This window comes from Rhizobium sp. PEPV16 (assembly GCF_008919455.1).
GTDB classification, from domain to species: Bacteria; Pseudomonadota; Alphaproteobacteria; order Rhizobiales; family Rhizobiaceae; genus Rhizobium; species Rhizobium leguminosarum_Q.
In genome coordinates, this window is the sequence record NZ_VSZV01000335.1 from 36,916 (window position 1) to 52,422 (window position 15,507).

12 protein-coding genes are annotated in these 15,507 nt (G+C 62.4%); 6 read left to right on the forward strand and 6 right to left on the reverse strand.

Annotated features, from left to right (window positions below; translation table 11 throughout):
- Positions 1–9 precede the first annotated feature (9 nt).
- The 3 genes from FY112_RS24470 to FY112_RS24480 all read right to left on the reverse strand — a co-directional run bounded on the left by FY112_RS24470 (position 10) and on the right by FY112_RS24480 (position 4,385).
- Entirely contained in the window at positions 10–1,938 is a 1,929-nt protein-coding gene (locus FY112_RS24470) for a PAS domain-containing sensor histidine kinase (protein WP_151519461.1), read from the reverse strand.
- 72 nt (positions 1,939–2,010) lie between these two features.
- The gene (locus FY112_RS24475) at positions 2,011–3,417 is read right to left on the reverse strand and encodes an FAD/NAD(P)-binding protein (RefSeq protein ID WP_017957797.1); all 1,407 of its coding nucleotides are present in this window, start codon (positions 3,415–3,417) and stop codon (positions 2,011–2,013) included.
- Positions 3,418–3,767: 350 nt separating this feature from the next.
- Positions 3,768–4,385: an NAD(P)H-dependent oxidoreductase gene (locus FY112_RS24480; RefSeq protein ID WP_017957796.1), complete on the reverse strand. Its 618-nt coding sequence runs from the start codon at positions 4,383–4,385 to the stop codon at positions 3,768–3,770.
- Between the two features lie 122 nt (positions 4,386–4,507).
- Between FY112_RS24480 and FY112_RS24485 the strand changes: the two genes are divergently transcribed.
- From FY112_RS24485 to FY112_RS24505, 5 genes are all read left to right on the forward strand, one after another.
- The gene (locus tag FY112_RS24485) at positions 4,508–6,469 is read left to right on the forward strand and encodes an ABC transporter ATP-binding protein (RefSeq protein WP_181018276.1); all 1,962 of its coding nucleotides are present in this window, start codon (positions 4,508–4,510) and stop codon (positions 6,467–6,469) included.
- A 226-nt stretch (positions 6,470–6,695) separates the two neighbouring features.
- Positions 6,696–8,594, forward strand: coding sequence for an ABC transporter ATP-binding protein (locus FY112_RS24490; protein WP_151519462.1), 1,899 nt, complete (start codon positions 6,696–6,698; stop codon positions 8,592–8,594).
- 105 nt (positions 8,595–8,699) lie between these two features.
- On the forward strand, positions 8,700–8,996 hold the full coding sequence (locus tag FY112_RS24495) for a hypothetical protein (protein ID WP_017957793.1): 297 nt from the start codon (positions 8,700–8,702) through the stop codon (positions 8,994–8,996).
- Between the two features lie 206 nt (positions 8,997–9,202).
- A complete protein-coding gene (locus FY112_RS24500) occupies positions 9,203–10,243 on the forward strand; it encodes a LacI family DNA-binding transcriptional regulator (protein WP_151519463.1) in 1,041 nt (346 codons plus the stop codon).
- A 130-nt stretch (positions 10,244–10,373) separates the two neighbouring features.
- Positions 10,374–11,411, forward strand: coding sequence for a LacI family DNA-binding transcriptional regulator (locus tag FY112_RS24505; protein WP_094088510.1), 1,038 nt, complete (start codon positions 10,374–10,376; stop codon positions 11,409–11,411).
- 29 nt (positions 11,412–11,440) lie between these two features.
- On the opposite strand, the gene FY112_RS24510 is transcribed toward FY112_RS24505, so the two are convergent.
- Entirely contained in the window at positions 11,441–12,733 is a 1,293-nt protein-coding gene (locus FY112_RS24510; RefSeq protein ID WP_151519464.1) for an MFS transporter, read from the reverse strand.
- A 134-nt stretch (positions 12,734–12,867) separates the two neighbouring features.
- On the reverse strand, positions 12,868–14,067 hold the full coding sequence (locus FY112_RS24515) for a multidrug effflux MFS transporter (protein ID WP_017957789.1): 1,200 nt from the start codon (positions 14,065–14,067) through the stop codon (positions 12,868–12,870).
- Between the two features lie 271 nt (positions 14,068–14,338).
- Between FY112_RS24515 and FY112_RS24525 the strand changes: the two genes are divergently transcribed.
- A complete protein-coding gene (locus tag FY112_RS24525) occupies positions 14,339–15,079 on the forward strand; it encodes a TetR/AcrR family transcriptional regulator C-terminal domain-containing protein (RefSeq protein ID WP_151519465.1) in 741 nt (246 codons plus the stop codon).
- Positions 15,080–15,107: 28 nt separating this feature from the next.
- Here FY112_RS24525 and FY112_RS24530 read toward each other — a convergent pair whose 3' ends face one another.
- Positions 15,108–15,506, reverse strand: a complete 399-nt coding sequence (locus FY112_RS24530; protein WP_017957787.1) for a response regulator — start codon at positions 15,504–15,506, stop codon at positions 15,108–15,110.
- Between the last annotated feature and the right edge of the window lies 1 nt (position 15,507).

Here is a 15,507-nt window from a genome sequence, read left to right on the forward strand (position 1 = left end):
GTGATCCCCTTATGAAGCGACCCGGCTTATTGCATCGGCGAGCTGCGCCTGCGAGAACGGCTTGCCGAGACGGGGCAGATTGGCGATCCCGGCGCCTTCGGGGATCTCGGCGTAACCGGTTGCGAGGATGATCGGCATCTCAGGCCATTCGCTGCGGATCGCTTCCGCGAGCTGCGCGCCCGTCATGCGCGGCATGGCATGGTCGCAGATCACCAGGTCGACCTGCTGCTTGCGCAGGATGTCGAGCGCCTCTGGACCCGCCATCGCCTCGAACACGGTATGGCCGAGATCCTCCAGCATCAGTGTCGTATTCATCAGGACCAGACCATCATCATCGACGGCGACGATGCGCAGCCGGCGCGCTGCATTGTCCTCCTGTTGCTGCCGGTCGGCAGCGGCCTCGGTCGCCTGTTCGACACTTGCGACCGGAAACCACAATTCGGCCGTCGTGCCTTCGCCGAGGCTGCTCTTCATCATCAGGCGACCGCCGGACTGGGACGCAAGGCCCTGCACCATGGAAAGGCCAAGACCGGTGCCCTTGCCGACACCCTTGGTGGTGAAGAACGGCGTGATGGCCTGCTCCAGCGTCTTGGCATCCATGCCCTCGCCTTCATCGATCACCGCGATACGGACATAGCGGCCGGGCGACAGCGGGCCCTTGCCTGATGGCAGCCATTCCTCGGAAGCGCGAAGCATGATCCGGCCGCCGGATGGCATGGCGTCGCGGGCGTTGACGACGAGGTTCAGGATCGCCATCTCCAGCTGGTTCGGATCGGTCAGGATCGTCGGCAGCCTGACGGGGAAAGAGGTCTCGATCACGGTGAGCGGGCCGAGCGAACGGCTCAGCATATCCATCATGCCGCGGACCAGGCCGGAGACGTCGATCGGCTCCATATGCAGTTCCTGCCGGCGGGAAAACGCAAGCATGCGCTGCGTCAAGGCGGCGCCACGCTGGGCGCCCTGCATGGCATTGTCGACCAGCGATGTCAGCGAGAGATCTTGCGGCATGCGTTTCTTGAGAATTTCGAGACTGCCGAGCACAGCCATCAGCAGATTGTTGAAATCATGGGCGATGCCACCGGTCAATTGACCGATCGCCTCCATTTTCTGCGACTGGAAGAGTTCTTCGCGAGCCTGCTCCAGTGCCCGCTGGGTCTCCATCTTCTCGGTGATATCACGGGTGATCTTCGCGAAACCGAGCACATCGCCTTCGTCGTCGCGGATGACGTCGATGACGACGCTGGCCCAAAAACGGGTGCCGTCTTTGCGGACGCGCCAGCCTTCCCTCTCGAACCGGCCCTCGGCGCGCGCAATGCCTAGCGCCGTCTGCGGCACGCCAGCTTCGCGGTCCTCGGGGGTATAGAAGGTCGAGAAATGCCTGCCGATGATTTCTTGCGGCCGATAGCCCTTGATACGCTCGGCGCCAAAATTCCAACTGCTGACATTGCCTTCGGGATCGAGCATGTAGATCGCATAGTCCGAGACGCCCTGGACGAGCCGGCGGAACTGTTCTTCGCTCTGGCGGATCGCCTTTTCGGCCGCCCTGCGTTCGGTCAGGTCGCGGGTGATCTTGGCATAGCCGATAAGCTCGCCGGAGGGTCGGCGGATCGGATCGATGATCACATGCGCCCAGAAGCGGCTGCCATCCTTGCGGCGGCGCCAGCCTTCTCCCTCAAACCGGCCATGCTTCTCCGCCGTGGCCAGCGCGCGCGCCGGCACTCCCGCCGCGCGATCCTCCTCCAGATAGAAACGGGAAAAATGCTCGCCAAGAATTTCGGAAGGCTTGTAACCTTTGAAGCGCTGGGCGCCGGTATTCCAGCTGGTGACGATGCCTTCGGGGCTCAGCATATAGATGGCGTAGTCGGTGATGGCATCGACCAGAAGGCGAAAGCGTCCCTCTTCGTCAAGAGACGTATCATGTCGATTCAACGCTTCCATCGGCCCCTCTGAGTCACCAGCGCTTTATAACGCCGCGGCGGATGGATGGTTCCGAGAAACAGCCTCAAATTTTCAGACGGCCTTGACCTGCGGGTAGAACCTCTCGCCGACACGCTCAGCAGCGGCATAGGCCTGCGAGACGATCTCCGGGACGAGATCGATATCGGGCAGGCTGCCGAGGCCGAGCGGGCCAACGGCAAAGAGCCCGGCGACCGTCGAACCGTCCTCTAGAAAGGGCTCGCCGCGCGCACTGACCGCCAGGCCAAGCGAGAGCTCGTCCGGCATGGCAAGCCCGGCGGAAAGCAGGCTCTGCATCAGCGGCGCTGAAAGATCAGGCGCCTGACAGCGGCAATCGATGATGCGCTCGGCATGGATGACCTCCTCGGCAGCGGAACCGGCCGGCGTGAAGAACAGGCCGCTCAAGCCCCGGCGGCCGGCCCGGCCACGGCGCAGCACCGTGCGGCCTTCGGCGAGCTCGCGTTTCAGGCGCAGGTGCATGGCCTCCGGTAGGCGGTTGCGATGGCTGTCGTAGATCGCCCTGAGATGGCGGTTGAACTGATGCTTGTCGCGGGCCGGCAGCGAGCGCCAGAGCGAGCGGGCATGTTTTCTGAGGCCGTTCATCACCGATTGCCAGCTTCGCCCTGATTCTTCCGCCTCGCGGCAGGCTTCACGGATAAAGCGCACGATCTCCGGCAGGCTCTGCGGCAGCGTCTCGGCCGGGAACACCGGATCGGCGGAATTCGGCGTATGACTCTGGGGCAGGAAACCGCGCCTTGAAATGATCGTCACCTGGCCCGTGTAACCGGAATCGCGCAGCTGCAGCAGCTGGTCGACGACGCGGATGCCGCTGCCGAGCAGCACCGCATGCGGCCGCGCGACGAGGCGCTGGGCCCTGACCGGCGAAGCCTCCTCACCGCCGGCATCCGGCGCCGTCAGGCCGTAGCCGGTGGCGAGGATCACGGTGTCGAACAGCGGATTGGCGGGATTGGCGCTTTCGAGCAGGAAGCGGTTGCCGTGGCTCCTGCGGATCGCCACGACCGGATCGTTGCAGACCTGGACCGTGATATCCCTGCGCGCGGCGAGTGCTTCCGAAAAGCGCTGGTAGACATAATCGCTGAAGATCTCCTTCGGCACGAAGATCTGCCGGAATCCGGGAATGGCGGCCGGTACGGCGGCGCGGAAGGCGGCGTTGCTGCAGAGCCAATCGTTGAAATCGTCGTTGTCGCCGACCGAGACCGAGAGATCGCGGACGCGGGTGTTGAGGATCGTCGAGGAGTGGGCCGAGGCCAGCGCCTGCCCGCCGCTGACGGACGAATTCGGATCGAACAGCTGCAGGTGGAAGGGCGCGCGCACCGTCTTCATCAGCGCGATGGCCGTCATCATGCCGGAAAAACCGCGCCCGACGATGGCAATGCGCGGCACAGCTGATATCTGCGCCGCGGCATTGGCTCTCGCGGAAAAAAGTCCCTGAACCGTCATCGCAACTCCTTTGCGGCTTCATCCGCACCGTGGGTCGATCGAGGTTTCAACGCATAAAACAGCGGTTCACGCGTTGATGAGGGTCATGCGGCCATTCAAAACACCTGCCGCGGCATCGGGGTCCGAACCAGCGGCCCCGCAAGAGAACTAGGGAGCAATCACGCCCGTCCATAGTCTATCAAACTGGTAGTGTATGAAAGCGCTAAATGGCGCAGGTGGCAAGAGGTTTGTTGCCACATCTTTTCAAGTTATTGAAATATAACACAATTTAGAAGTGTTCCGTGGAAGTGTGGCCGGGTTTTGCACCCCGAACTGCGAATTGATCTCAAAAAGTCAGGTCGGCAGCGACCTCAGCTGCCCTCGCCCGGATATTGTTTTGCCTTCAGCAGGCCTGCCAGATGCACCGTGTTGCGTGCCAGCATGTCGACGGCTTTCGTCACAACCTTCGGCACGTTGTCGAGATCGACGAAATTGGTGGAACCCATTGCCTCGCCGACCCAATAGGCGACCGCATTGGCCGGAATGGTGAAGCCGACGTCGTTCAGCGCCTGGAAGAGCTCGGCCGACACATGGTGGGCGCCGTCCTCATTTCCGACGACGGCAACGGCAGCAACCCTGCCATAGGAGACCATGCGGCCCTCATCGTCGGTCTCCTCGAGGAAGGCGTCCATGCGCTCCAGCGCCCGCTTGCAGACACTGGATGGCTGACCGAGCCAGATCGGCGTCGCCATCAGCAGGATATCGGCGTCCAGCACCTTGGCGCGAATATCGGGCCAGTCATCGCCGGCGCCTTCGTCGGAGGTGACGCCCGGCTTGACGTTGAAATCGGCGAGCCGAAGCACTTCGGTCACCACCCCGTGTGCGGACATCGCCTTGTCGATGAGACCGATCATCCGGTCGGTCGAGGACGCGTCCTTGGCGTCGCTGGTCTTCAGCGTGGCGTTGAGGGCGAGGGCTTTGAGCGGCATCGGTCACTCCGGTAGCGGTCGGCGGTTGGCGTTCGCCTGCTGCAACCCGTTCGCGCGCAGATTGTTCCCGCCCGGATGCGAGGAGACCTCACGTAAAAATAACCAACTGGTGAATTCTTTACTTGAACCCCCAAATGGAATCGGCAAAAGTGAAGGTGCTATCAATCCCTTCATGGATTTGCCGTCTTTTCGGGCCAGCGTCCGACCACACATCTATTGGAAAAAATACCGTGAGCAGCGATGCGTTAATACGCGCGACGAAGCCTTCGGCTTCGATGGCGCTTGCAACTGCGGCAGGCTGGGGCCGAGGTCTCTTCACCTTGGTGCGTATCACCATGATGGCCTTCCGCCACCCTTGGCAATCCGGCTTTGCGATCGGCGCCACGCTTGTGGCCTCCACCTTCCAGCTGATGATCCCGCACCTTCTCGGCCAGGCCGTCGACCACACGCAGCTGGCGATGAGCGGCGGTGCGGCGGGCCAGGCGGCACAGGACGCGCTTCTAACCACGGCGCTGCTGCTGCTCGGCGCCAGCGTGCTGCGCGGCCTCTTCACCATGGTTCAGAACTATTACAGCGAAGCCGTCGGCCATCACATCGGCTACGAGTTGCGGCTGGCCTGCTACGAAAAGATCCAGCGGCTCTCCTTCAGCTTTCATGACACCGTGCATTCCGGTGACCTGATTACCGTCGGCCTGCTCGATCTCGAAGGCGTGCGCATGTATTTTTCCACGGCACTCGTCCGGATGATCCTGCTGTCGATCCTGATCGGCATCGGCGCCTATATGCTGCTGTCGACCGATGTCGTGCTCGGCCTTCTGGCGCTGAGTTTCGTGCCCTTCGTTGGCTGGCGCTCCTCGGTGACACAGCTCAAGCTACGCGCCACCTGGCTCGACCTGCAGGAGCGGCTTTCGGTGCTGACCCGCATCATGGAGGAGAATCTCGGCGGCATCCGCGTCGTGCGCGCCTTTGCCGCCCACGAACATGAGATTTCGAAATTCGAGGCGGCGTCGAAGAGCGCGCTGGCGCTCGCGCATCAGCGCGTCGGCATCCGCGTGACCAACACCAGCGCCATGACCTTCTCCTTCTTCGCGGCGATGGGCCTGGTGCTCTGGGTCGGCGGCGGCAAGGTGATGTCGGGCGAAATCACGGTCGGCACACTGGCCTCGTTCCTGACCTTCATGACCATCCTGCAGATGCCGGTGCGCCAGCTCGGCCTGATGGTCAATGCCTTTGCCCGCGCCTCCACCTGCGGCTCGCGCCTCTTCGCCCTGCTCGACCTCGACATCGCGATCAAGGATGCGCCGGATGCCAAGCAATTGGCGGTGACGGACGGTGTGCTGCGCTTCGAAAATGTCAGCTTCGCCTATCCCGGTTCGGAAAAGCGCACCGTGCTCGACGATGTCTCCTTCGAAGCCAGGCGCGGCCAGACGATCGGCATCGTCGGGCCTCCCGGCAGCGGCAAGTCGACGATCGCCCACCTCATTCCGCGCTTCTACGACGTCAGCGGCGGCAAGATCACGATCGACGGCCAGGACATCCGCAAGGCGACGCTGCAATCGCTGCGCCGGGCGGTTGCCGTCGTGCAGCAGGATTCGTTCCTGTTCACGACGACGATCGAGAACAATATCGCCTATGGCGACCCGTGGGCGAAGGAAGGCCGGATCGAACGCGCCAGCGAAAGCGCCCAGCTGCACAATTACGTGCTCGGCCTGCCCACAGGTTACGGCACCGTCGTCGGCGAGCGCGGCGTTTCGCTGTCCGGCGGCCAGCGGCAGCGTCTTTCGATCGCCCGTGCGCTGATGCTGAAACCGGCTGTGATGGTGTTCGACGATTCGACGGCGGCAATCGACGCCGCCACCGAACAGCGCATCCGCGGCGCCATGCGCCGCTACGCCGCCGACCGAGTGACGATCATTGTCGCACACCGCCTGAGTTCGCTGATGCATGCCGACCAGATCCTGTTCGTCGAAGACGGCCGGATCGTCGAGCGCGGAACGCACGAAGCGCTGCTTTCGCTCGGCGGGCGCTACAAGGCGCTATACGACCTGCAGGTGCGGCCGGGCGACGAGGTCTTGAGCGCTTAGCGACCTACTCCCTCTTCTCCCCAGCGGGAGAAGTGCCGAGCAAAGCGAGGCGATGGGGGGCGAGGAGCGGCAGCGACGAGTGCCCCGAGCGGAAGCGATGGGCAAATAAGGGTGTGCCGTGTGGCCCCCTCATCCGCCCTTCGGGCACCTTCTCCCCGCTGGGGAGAAGAGAAGACAAGTACTGAATGTGCAGGCCACCGGACGTGATGGCCGCGGGAGGAATGGCATGGCCGAGGAACTGGAAACCGAGCGTCCCGACGTTCGCGAGGATGGACGCCGCCCGCCGCGGGCGGTGGTCGGCTCGCATCGCGTCGAGGAGGAGATGTTCGGCAAGGCCTTCGACGGCAACATTGTCAAGCGCATCTGGGTTTTCGTTCACCCCTATCGCCGCCAGGTCCTGTGGTCGGTCGTCGCGGTTTTGACTTTCACGATGATGCAGCTCACCATCCCGCTGATCATCCGCTATGCCATCGACCATGGCATGTCGCCGGGCGGTAACCATTCGGCCCTGGTGTGGTCGATCGTCGCCTTTACCATCGCCATATCAATCAATTATGCGGCAAGCTACGCGCAGGAGACGCTGGTCGGCGGCGTCGCGGAAGACGTGCTCTTCGATATCCGCAAGGCGATGTTTTCGCATCTCCAGCGCGTCTCGCTGTCCTTCATGGACAAGACCGAAGTCGGCCGGCTGATGTCGCGCTTGCAGGGCGACGTCAACTCGATGCAGGAATTCCTCGAAACCTCGGTGCTGTCAGTCGGCGACATCGTGCTGCTCTTCGGCATCGTCTTCGTGATGCTCTATCTCGATTTCAAATTGGGACTGCTGACGCTCTCGGTGTTGCCGGTGCTCTTTATCGTCCGGCTGTTCTGGCTGCCGCTGGCGCGTAAATCCTTCATGGCCGCGCACGAGACCAATTCGGTTGCGAATGGTGCGCTTGCAGAAGCGATCCATGGCGTGCGTGCCGTCCAGAGCATGGACAGGCAGGGCGTCAACTTCACGCTTTACGACGACAAGGCGCATGCCAACCTCAAGACCCATCTGACGGCGGCGCGCTACGCGCAGGTGATGGTGCCGATCGTCGACAGCCTGACCGGCGTGGCGATGGCGCTCGTCATTGTCGTCGGCGGCGCCCGCGTTCTCAATCAGGCGCTCGATGTCGGCGTGCTCGTCGCCTTCCTGTTCTACATCCAGCGCTTCTTCGACCCGATCCGTTCGCTGACCCTGCAATATTCGGTGATGCAGCGCGCCATGGCGTCGGGCCAGCGGCTGACCGAAGTGCTCGACGTGCCAGTCGACATCAAGGACGCGCCCGATGCCAAGGCCTTGTCGCGCGACATGGACGGATCGGTGGAATTCAAGGACGTCGTCTTCGGCTACAATCCGAAACATCCGGTGCTGAAGCACGTCAGCTTCAAGGTCAATCCCGGCGAGACGGTGGCGCTGGTCGGGCCGACGGGGTCCGGCAAATCGAGCTGCATGTCGCTGATCCATCGCTTCTACGACGTGCAGCAGGGCCAGGTGCTGGTCGGCGGCGACGATGTGCGTGACCTCACGCAGGATTCGCTCGGAGCGCAGATCGCCATGGTGCTGCAGGAACCCTTCCTCTTTACCGGCACCGTCTTCGAAAACATCCGCTACCACAAGCTGGAGGCGACGCGCGAACAGGTGATGGAGGCGGCAAAGGCCGTCGGCGCGCATGACTTCGTGATGCGCCTGCCCAATGGTTACGACAGCGTTCTCGGCGAGCGCGGCGGCAACCTTTCGCTCGGCCAGCGCCAGCTTTTGAGCTTTGCCCGCGCATTGGTGGCGGACGCGAAGATCCTCGTGCTCGACGAGGCGACGGCCAATATCGACAGCTATACCGAGATGCTGATCCAGAAGGCGCTGGTGAAGCTGCTCGAAAACCGCACCGGCCTCGTCATCGCCCATCGCCTCGCGACGATCCGCGAGGCGGACCACATCATCGTGCTGCAGAACGGCGAAATCATCGAAAGCGGCGACCACAGCCAGCTGATGAAGAACGGCAAGCTCTATTCCAAGCTCTACAATCTGAACTATTCCTCCTTCGACGACATTCCCGAAGATGTGCTGGAAGGGACGACGGCAGCGGAGTCGGCGACGTGATCTCAGGCGACATGCATTAATGCCTGTCGCAAAGTTTGAACGAACAAACGCCTTGCTGCCGCATTTATTTCCTATCGGGGGACGAGTGCCACTGAGGAGAATGTTATGAAGAGAATTATTAGCAGCCTGTTGATCGCAACGGCCCTTGTTGGATCGGCCATTCAGCCCGCTGCCGCGCGTGATCGCCATCACCACGATGATACGGGCCGGGCTATCGCTGGTGGCGTTGCCGCAGGCGTCGTCGGCGGTCTGATCGGTGGCGCGATCGCCAATAGCGGCCCTCGCTACGTCGATGGTCCGCGTTATGTCGAACCCGCGCCGAGATGCTGGTATGAGGACCGCGATGTCCGCAACCGCTATGACGGCGGCTATCATATCGAAACCGTGCGGGTCTGCGAGTAGCGGGCGGACCTCGCCTTCCATCGGCGCGGATCTGATCATTCGTCGTCGCCGTTGATTTTCGCCATCACCGAGGCTGCATCCGCAAGCCTCGGTTTTTCTTTGCTCGGCCAATGCAGTTAGCCTGCGGTCACTCCCATAGCAAAAATTTCTGGCTGCCTCGGCCGCCTGTCATGCGGCTGTTAGAGACGACCAATAGCTGAAAGCCGATGAATGATGGTCCAGTGAACGGCGGCAAGTCGCAAAAAAAAGAACGCATGCGCTTCGTCAGCGCCGAGCAGGTGGCGCAACTGGCGGGCGTTTCGCGCTCCGCCGTCTCGCGTACCTTCACGCCGGGCACCAGCGTAGCGCCTGCAACGCGCGAAAAGGTGCTGCAGGCGGCGCAAGAGCTCGGCTACCATGTCAACGACCTGGCGCGCGGCGTGCTTGCCAATCAGAGCCGCCTGGTCGGCATCGTCGCGACCCGGCCGGAAGTGGGTTTTCGCGCGCATCTGGCCGCAGCGCTTGCCACATGCCTGATCAAACGCGGCAGCATCCCGATTCTAATCAATACCGGCCAGACGGAAGACGAGCTGCTTGCCGCCCAGAAGATGCTGATCGGTCATCGTGCCGAGGCGATCATCATCCTGTCCGGCTCGCCGCCGGCGAGTTTCTTCGAACTCGCACAGCGAAATGGCCAGCCGCTCGTGGTGATCGGCCGTTCGGAACCCGATGCCGACCATGTGCGCGCCGGCAACTCCGAGGCCTCCCGCAAGGCGGCGACGGCCTTTTACGAAAGCGGCAGACGGCGGCTGGCGGTCATCGGCTCCAACACCGGAACGCCTTCCATCATCGAGCGCGAAAGCGCCTTCCTGTCGACAGCCGAATCGCTCGGCACATCCGTCGTCGTGGGACGCGGCGGCGATTCCGACTATGACGGCGGCGTCACCGCCGCACGCGCGCTCTTCTCGCAGACAATAAAGCCAGACGCCGTTTTCTGCGCCAACGACCAGATTGCCTTCGGACTGATGGATGTCGTGCGCCTGGAAGCGCGGCTGCGCATCCCCGAAGACGTCGCCGTCATCGGCTTCGACGACGTGCCGGAATCCTCCTGGCTGAGCTACCGGCTGACCACCTTCCGCCAGGATCCGTTGACCATGGCGCAGCGCGCCGTCGAGCTGATGGAGCGGCGGCTTGAAAACCCGGGCTTGCTTCCGGGCTACGAACGCGTCATTCCGGAGCTCGTCATCCGCCAGAGCTTCAGACCCTGACCCTCTCCCACGGCTTTTCGCAGGCGCCATCCTGTGGCAAGAAGGGCTGACTATTTATTTGACGCATGTCGTTATCCCAAAACCGCTGCACACTTTTGGGCGACATGCATGGGGAGGAACATCGCCTGAGATGAAGGGAATCCGCCAGCTCGCCGAGCATCTCGACATTTCGATCGGAACGGTGTCCCGTGCACTGAACGGCAAGCCCGACGTCAACGACGAAACGCGCCGGCGCGTGCTCGCCGCCGCCGAAGAGCTCGGTTACGTCGCCAATCAATCGGGCCGCAGCCTTCGCCAGGGCATGACCAACGTCATCGGGCTGATGCTCGAAGTGAGCCGCGAGACGGTCGAAAACAGCGACGACTTCTTCCTTGGCGTCACCGACGGGCTGCAGAGCGTCTTTTCCCGCCACAAGCTCGATCTCGTCATGCTGCCCTGCCCCGATGACGAGGACCCCCATGAATATCTGAAGCGCATGGTGGCGCGCCGGCTTGTCGACGCGCTGATCATCTCGGCGACACGGCGCACCGATAGGCGCATCGAGCTTCTGGAAAAGGCCCGCATCCCCTTCGTGGCGCTCGGCCGTAGCGCGTCAGGCGGCAGCTACACCTGGATGGACCTCGATTTCGAGGGCGTGGCGGCGCGCGGCGTCGACCGGCTGGTTTCCAAAGGCCACCGACGGATCGCGGTGGCCGCCCCCTCCTCCGACATCAATCTCGGCTATCTCTTCCTCGACGCCTACCGCCAGGCGCTTAAACGGCACGGTATTGCCTTCGACCCGGCCCTCGTCATCCGGGTCAAGTCGAGCGAACAGGGCGGTTATCAGGCCGGCCACGAATTGCTGATGATCGAAGAGCGGCCGACGGCGATCATCCTGATCCACGAGCTGATGGCGATCGGGCTTTACCGCCGGCTTGCCGAGGCCGGCATCGTGCCAGGCCGCGACCTCGCCGTTGTCGGTTTCCGCGAGGAGCCGCGCACGCATTTCCTGCAGCCAACGCTGACCTCCTTCCGCATGTCGCTGCGCGATCTCGGCGCGCAGCTCGGCGAAACCCTGCTCGCCACCATGCCGGCCTATGCCGATCATTATCCGCAGGGCGCCCGCAACAGGATATGGCCGCTGGAACTCGTTCCCGGCGAAAGCGACGCCTTCACGCTGACGGCCTGAAGCCGCATAGATAGTCTTGGCGGCTTTGATCAGACCCGGCTCGGAGCCGCTGAATGCTCCCTGTGCGACAGCTGACGCGTGACGACGAAGACCAGCAGGGCTCCGGCAGCAAGGCAGGCGGCCAGGAAGAACATCGGCGCGATGGTGCTGCCGCTCGCTTCCTTGATCCAGGGCACGACGTTCTGGGCGACGAAACCGCCGAGATTTCCGACCGAATTGATGGCGGCAAGGCCCGCCGCAGCCCCCGCGCCTTTCAGGAACCGAGAGGGCAGGCTCCAGAACACCGGCTGGGGCGCGAAGATCCCGGCAGCGGCGACGCAGAGGAAGGCGAATTGCAAAGTGTGGTTCGGGATCAGCGCCGAGAGCAGCAGGCAGGCGGCGCCGATGAAAGCCGGAATGACGATATAGGGCGTCTTCGATTGCGCCTTGTCGGCCATGGCGGGAACGACATAAAGTGAGATCGCGACCAGCACCCAGGGAATGATGTTGAGGAAACCGTTCACCGTGTTGCTGACGCCGAAGGCCTTTACGATGGTCGGCAGCCAATAGCTGAGGCCATAGGCCGAAAGCGGAAAGGCGATATAGCAGAGCGCCATCAGCAGGACACGCGGGTCGATGAGCGCCTTGAAGCCGTTTCCGGCATGCTCGCCCATGCCGGCGTTTTCGGAAGTGAGCCTCCGTTCCAGCCACTGCTTCTCCTCGTCATTCAGGAAGCTTGCATTTTCAGGCCGGCCGGGGAGATAGAAGAAGGTGACGATGCCGGCGATCACAGCCGGAACGCCCGTCGCCAGGAAGACCCACTCCCAGCCGGCAAAGCCGTAGAGACCGTCGAGATCGAGCAGCACACCGCCGAGCGGCGCACCGACGGCATTAGCGATGGCGCTGAAGATCATGAACAGCCCGACCATCCTGCCGCGATAGGTCGACGGAAACCATAGCGTCAGCAGATAGAGGACGCCGGGAAAGAAGCCGGCTTCGCAGACACCGAGCAGAAAGCGCAGGATATAGAACATCGTCGCGTTCTGCGTGAAGGCGAGCGCGATGGTGACGATACCCCAGGAGACGAGGATGCGCGCGAACCAGACACGGGCGCCGAGCCTGTCGAGGAAGAGGTTGCTCGGCACCTCGAAGAGAAAATAGCCGATGAAGAAGAGCGATGCGCCGAGACCATAGGCATATTCGCTCATTCCAAGGGCATCGACCATCTGCAGCTTGGCGAAACTGACGTTCTGCCGATCGATATAGGCGATCAGATAAAGGATGCCGAGAAACGGCATCAGCTTCCAGGTGATTTTCGAGATCAGCCGCTTCTCGTCGACCATAAGTATTCTCCGGTATGACCATGCTTGGGATCGGGTAGATAGCGCGGCCAGCCGATATTCAATCGGGCGCGGCATTTTCTCGCAGCCGCAACCCTGATGATGTGACCGTACCCGAAGCCGAGTACGGTCTTTAATCATTCAGCGGCGGCGACGGCGGCGCGGCGGCCGATCGTTGCCTGGGTCAGCACGAAGGCCAAGAAGGCGCAAAGTGCGATGCCGGCGGCCATCGGAACGGCCGTGCCGTCGAAGAAGACGCTCGATATGACCATGGCGACGGCGGCGATCACGAAATGCAGCGTGCCCATCAGCGACGAGGCGGTGCCGGCAATCTCGCCGTGATCCTCGAGCGCGAGCACCGCGCTCGTCGGGATGACGAGGCCGAGGAAGCCGTAGCCGATGAACAGGAAAGTCGCCAGGACAGGCAGCTGGTTGAAGCCGGCGGCCATCACCACCGCCATGACGACCATGGCAAGGGCAAAAGCGCTGACCGCAATCCGCATGACGCGCACGAGGCCGAAACGCGCGCCAAGCCAACCCGTCGCCTGCGATACCGCGAAGAAGGACACGGCATTGATCGAGAAGGCGAAACTGTATTGCGTCGGCGTCAGCCCGTAATGCTGGATCAGCACGAAGGGCGAGTTGGCGAGATAGACGAGGAAGCTGGAAATGCCGAGGCCGCCGATGAAGGTCAGCGTCAGGAAGTTGCGGTCGGCAAGCAGCAGGCGATAGGCGGCCATGGCGCTCTTCAGACCGCTGCCGCTGCGTTCGGTTGCCGAACGGGTTTCGTCAAGCTGGGTGGCGAGCAGGACGAGGCCGATGAAGGCTGCGATCGTCACGGCCCAGAATACGCCGCGCCAGCCGTAGAATTCGATGACGGCGCTGCCCGTCAGCGGCGCCAGGATCGGCGAGATCGAAAAGACCAGCATCAAGAGCGACATCAGGCGGGCGGCCTGTACCCCGGTGTGCATGTCGCGGACGATGGCGCGCGGAATGACCATGCCGGCGGCACCGCCGATACCCTGAACGAAACGGAAGGCGATCAGCGTTTCGATATCGGTCGCCAGCGCACAGCCGATCGAGGCGACGGCAAAGAGGCCGATACCAAGATAGAGCGGCAGCTTGCGGCCCCACATATCCGACAGCGGGCCATAGACCAGCTGGGCGAGCGCAAAGGAGATGAAGAAGGCGAGAAGGGTGAGCTGGGTGACGTTGTTATCAGCATGCAGGTCCTGTCCGATGGATGGCAGCGCAGGCAGATACATGTCGATGGCGAAAGGCCCGATGGCCGACAGAAGGCCGAGAATGAGGGCAATGCGAAAGAAGGGAGCCGTCATAATGGTGATCTCTCATAAAAGCGCAGCGGAAATACCGGATCGTCGCTCCGCGGCATTGCTCTGAGAGCGCCGTGCGTCCTCTCGGACGCACAAGGACGCTCCAACACTTTAAATCTACGCATCGTGCTTTCCGAAAATCGGTTCCGATTTTCGGGCCGATGCGCGGGTTCAATGATGATCGTTCGCGCGAAGACGAAGTTGGGAGCTCATGTCTCAGCGGCGGAACCAGGAGTGTCAATAAATTTGGACACAGATGTAAAACTAGACGCCATTGTCTAAAACGTCAAGACGTCTTATCTTCGCTGTCATGAAAGATCGCATGACACCGGCAGTCCGGATGACGGGGCATACGCAGCGCGGACAATGCGCCAAGCGCATGTCGATCCTCGATGCCGCGGCCGACGTATTCTGCCGCCAGGGTTTTGCCGGCGCCAGCATCGACGAGATCGCCGCCGTCGCCTGTGTCTCGCGCCAGACGATCTACAATCACTATCGCGAGAAGGAAACGCTGTTCGTCGCCGTCGTCGAAGACGTCATGAACCGCGCCAACGCCATGCTGTTCTCCGTGCTGTCGACCTTCCCGGACCGTGCCGACAATCTGGAGGACGAGCTGACGGCGTTTGCCGTGCGCCTCAACAAGAACTGCATCTGCAACCATGACGGAAAATTCCTGCGCAAGCTGGTGCAGACCGAAGGCGAGCGATATCCGCACCTCTTCGAAAGCTGGCGCCAGCAGGGGCCGGGCAAGCTGATCACCGCACTTTCCGCACTTTTCGGACGGCTTGCCCATAAGGGGGCGCTCGCCATCGACGATTTCGACGTCGCCGCGAGGCAGTTCGTGGCGCTCGGCAATGCCGATCTGCAGATGATGATCCTTCTCGGCGGCACGCCCACCGATGAAGAACTGGAAAATGCGGCGCGCAACGCCGTCCATACCTTTCTCAAGGCCTATGGCAGGCTGGAGGCGGAAAAGGCCGGCCATCCGGCGCAGCTCGCAGCCATATCTGGCTGATCAGGCCCTTACGATCGAGCCCGTCCGATCAGGCAAAGACCGTCATTTGTGAGGGTACGACCGCGAACATGCCGACACGGCGCGCGGCAAGGTATTTCACCAGCTGTTCGACAACCGAAGGCATGACCGGCTTCTGGACCACGCCGACCGCGCCCTTGACGCCATCGGCGACCACTTCGGGATTGCCGGTCATGAAGACGACGGCAATGCCATGCTCTTGCGCCAGCTGTCGACCGATCTCAGGCCCCGTCGGGCCGTCGGCAAGATTGATGTCGACGAAGGCGATATCGGCCAGCGGCGCCAGCCGCAGCGCCTGTTCGCGATCATTCGCAAGGCCCGCGACCTGCATGCCCATGCCTTCCACCGTCGCCTCGAGATCCAGGGCGATCAGGAATTCATCTTCGACGATCAATACTCTCTGTTTCATG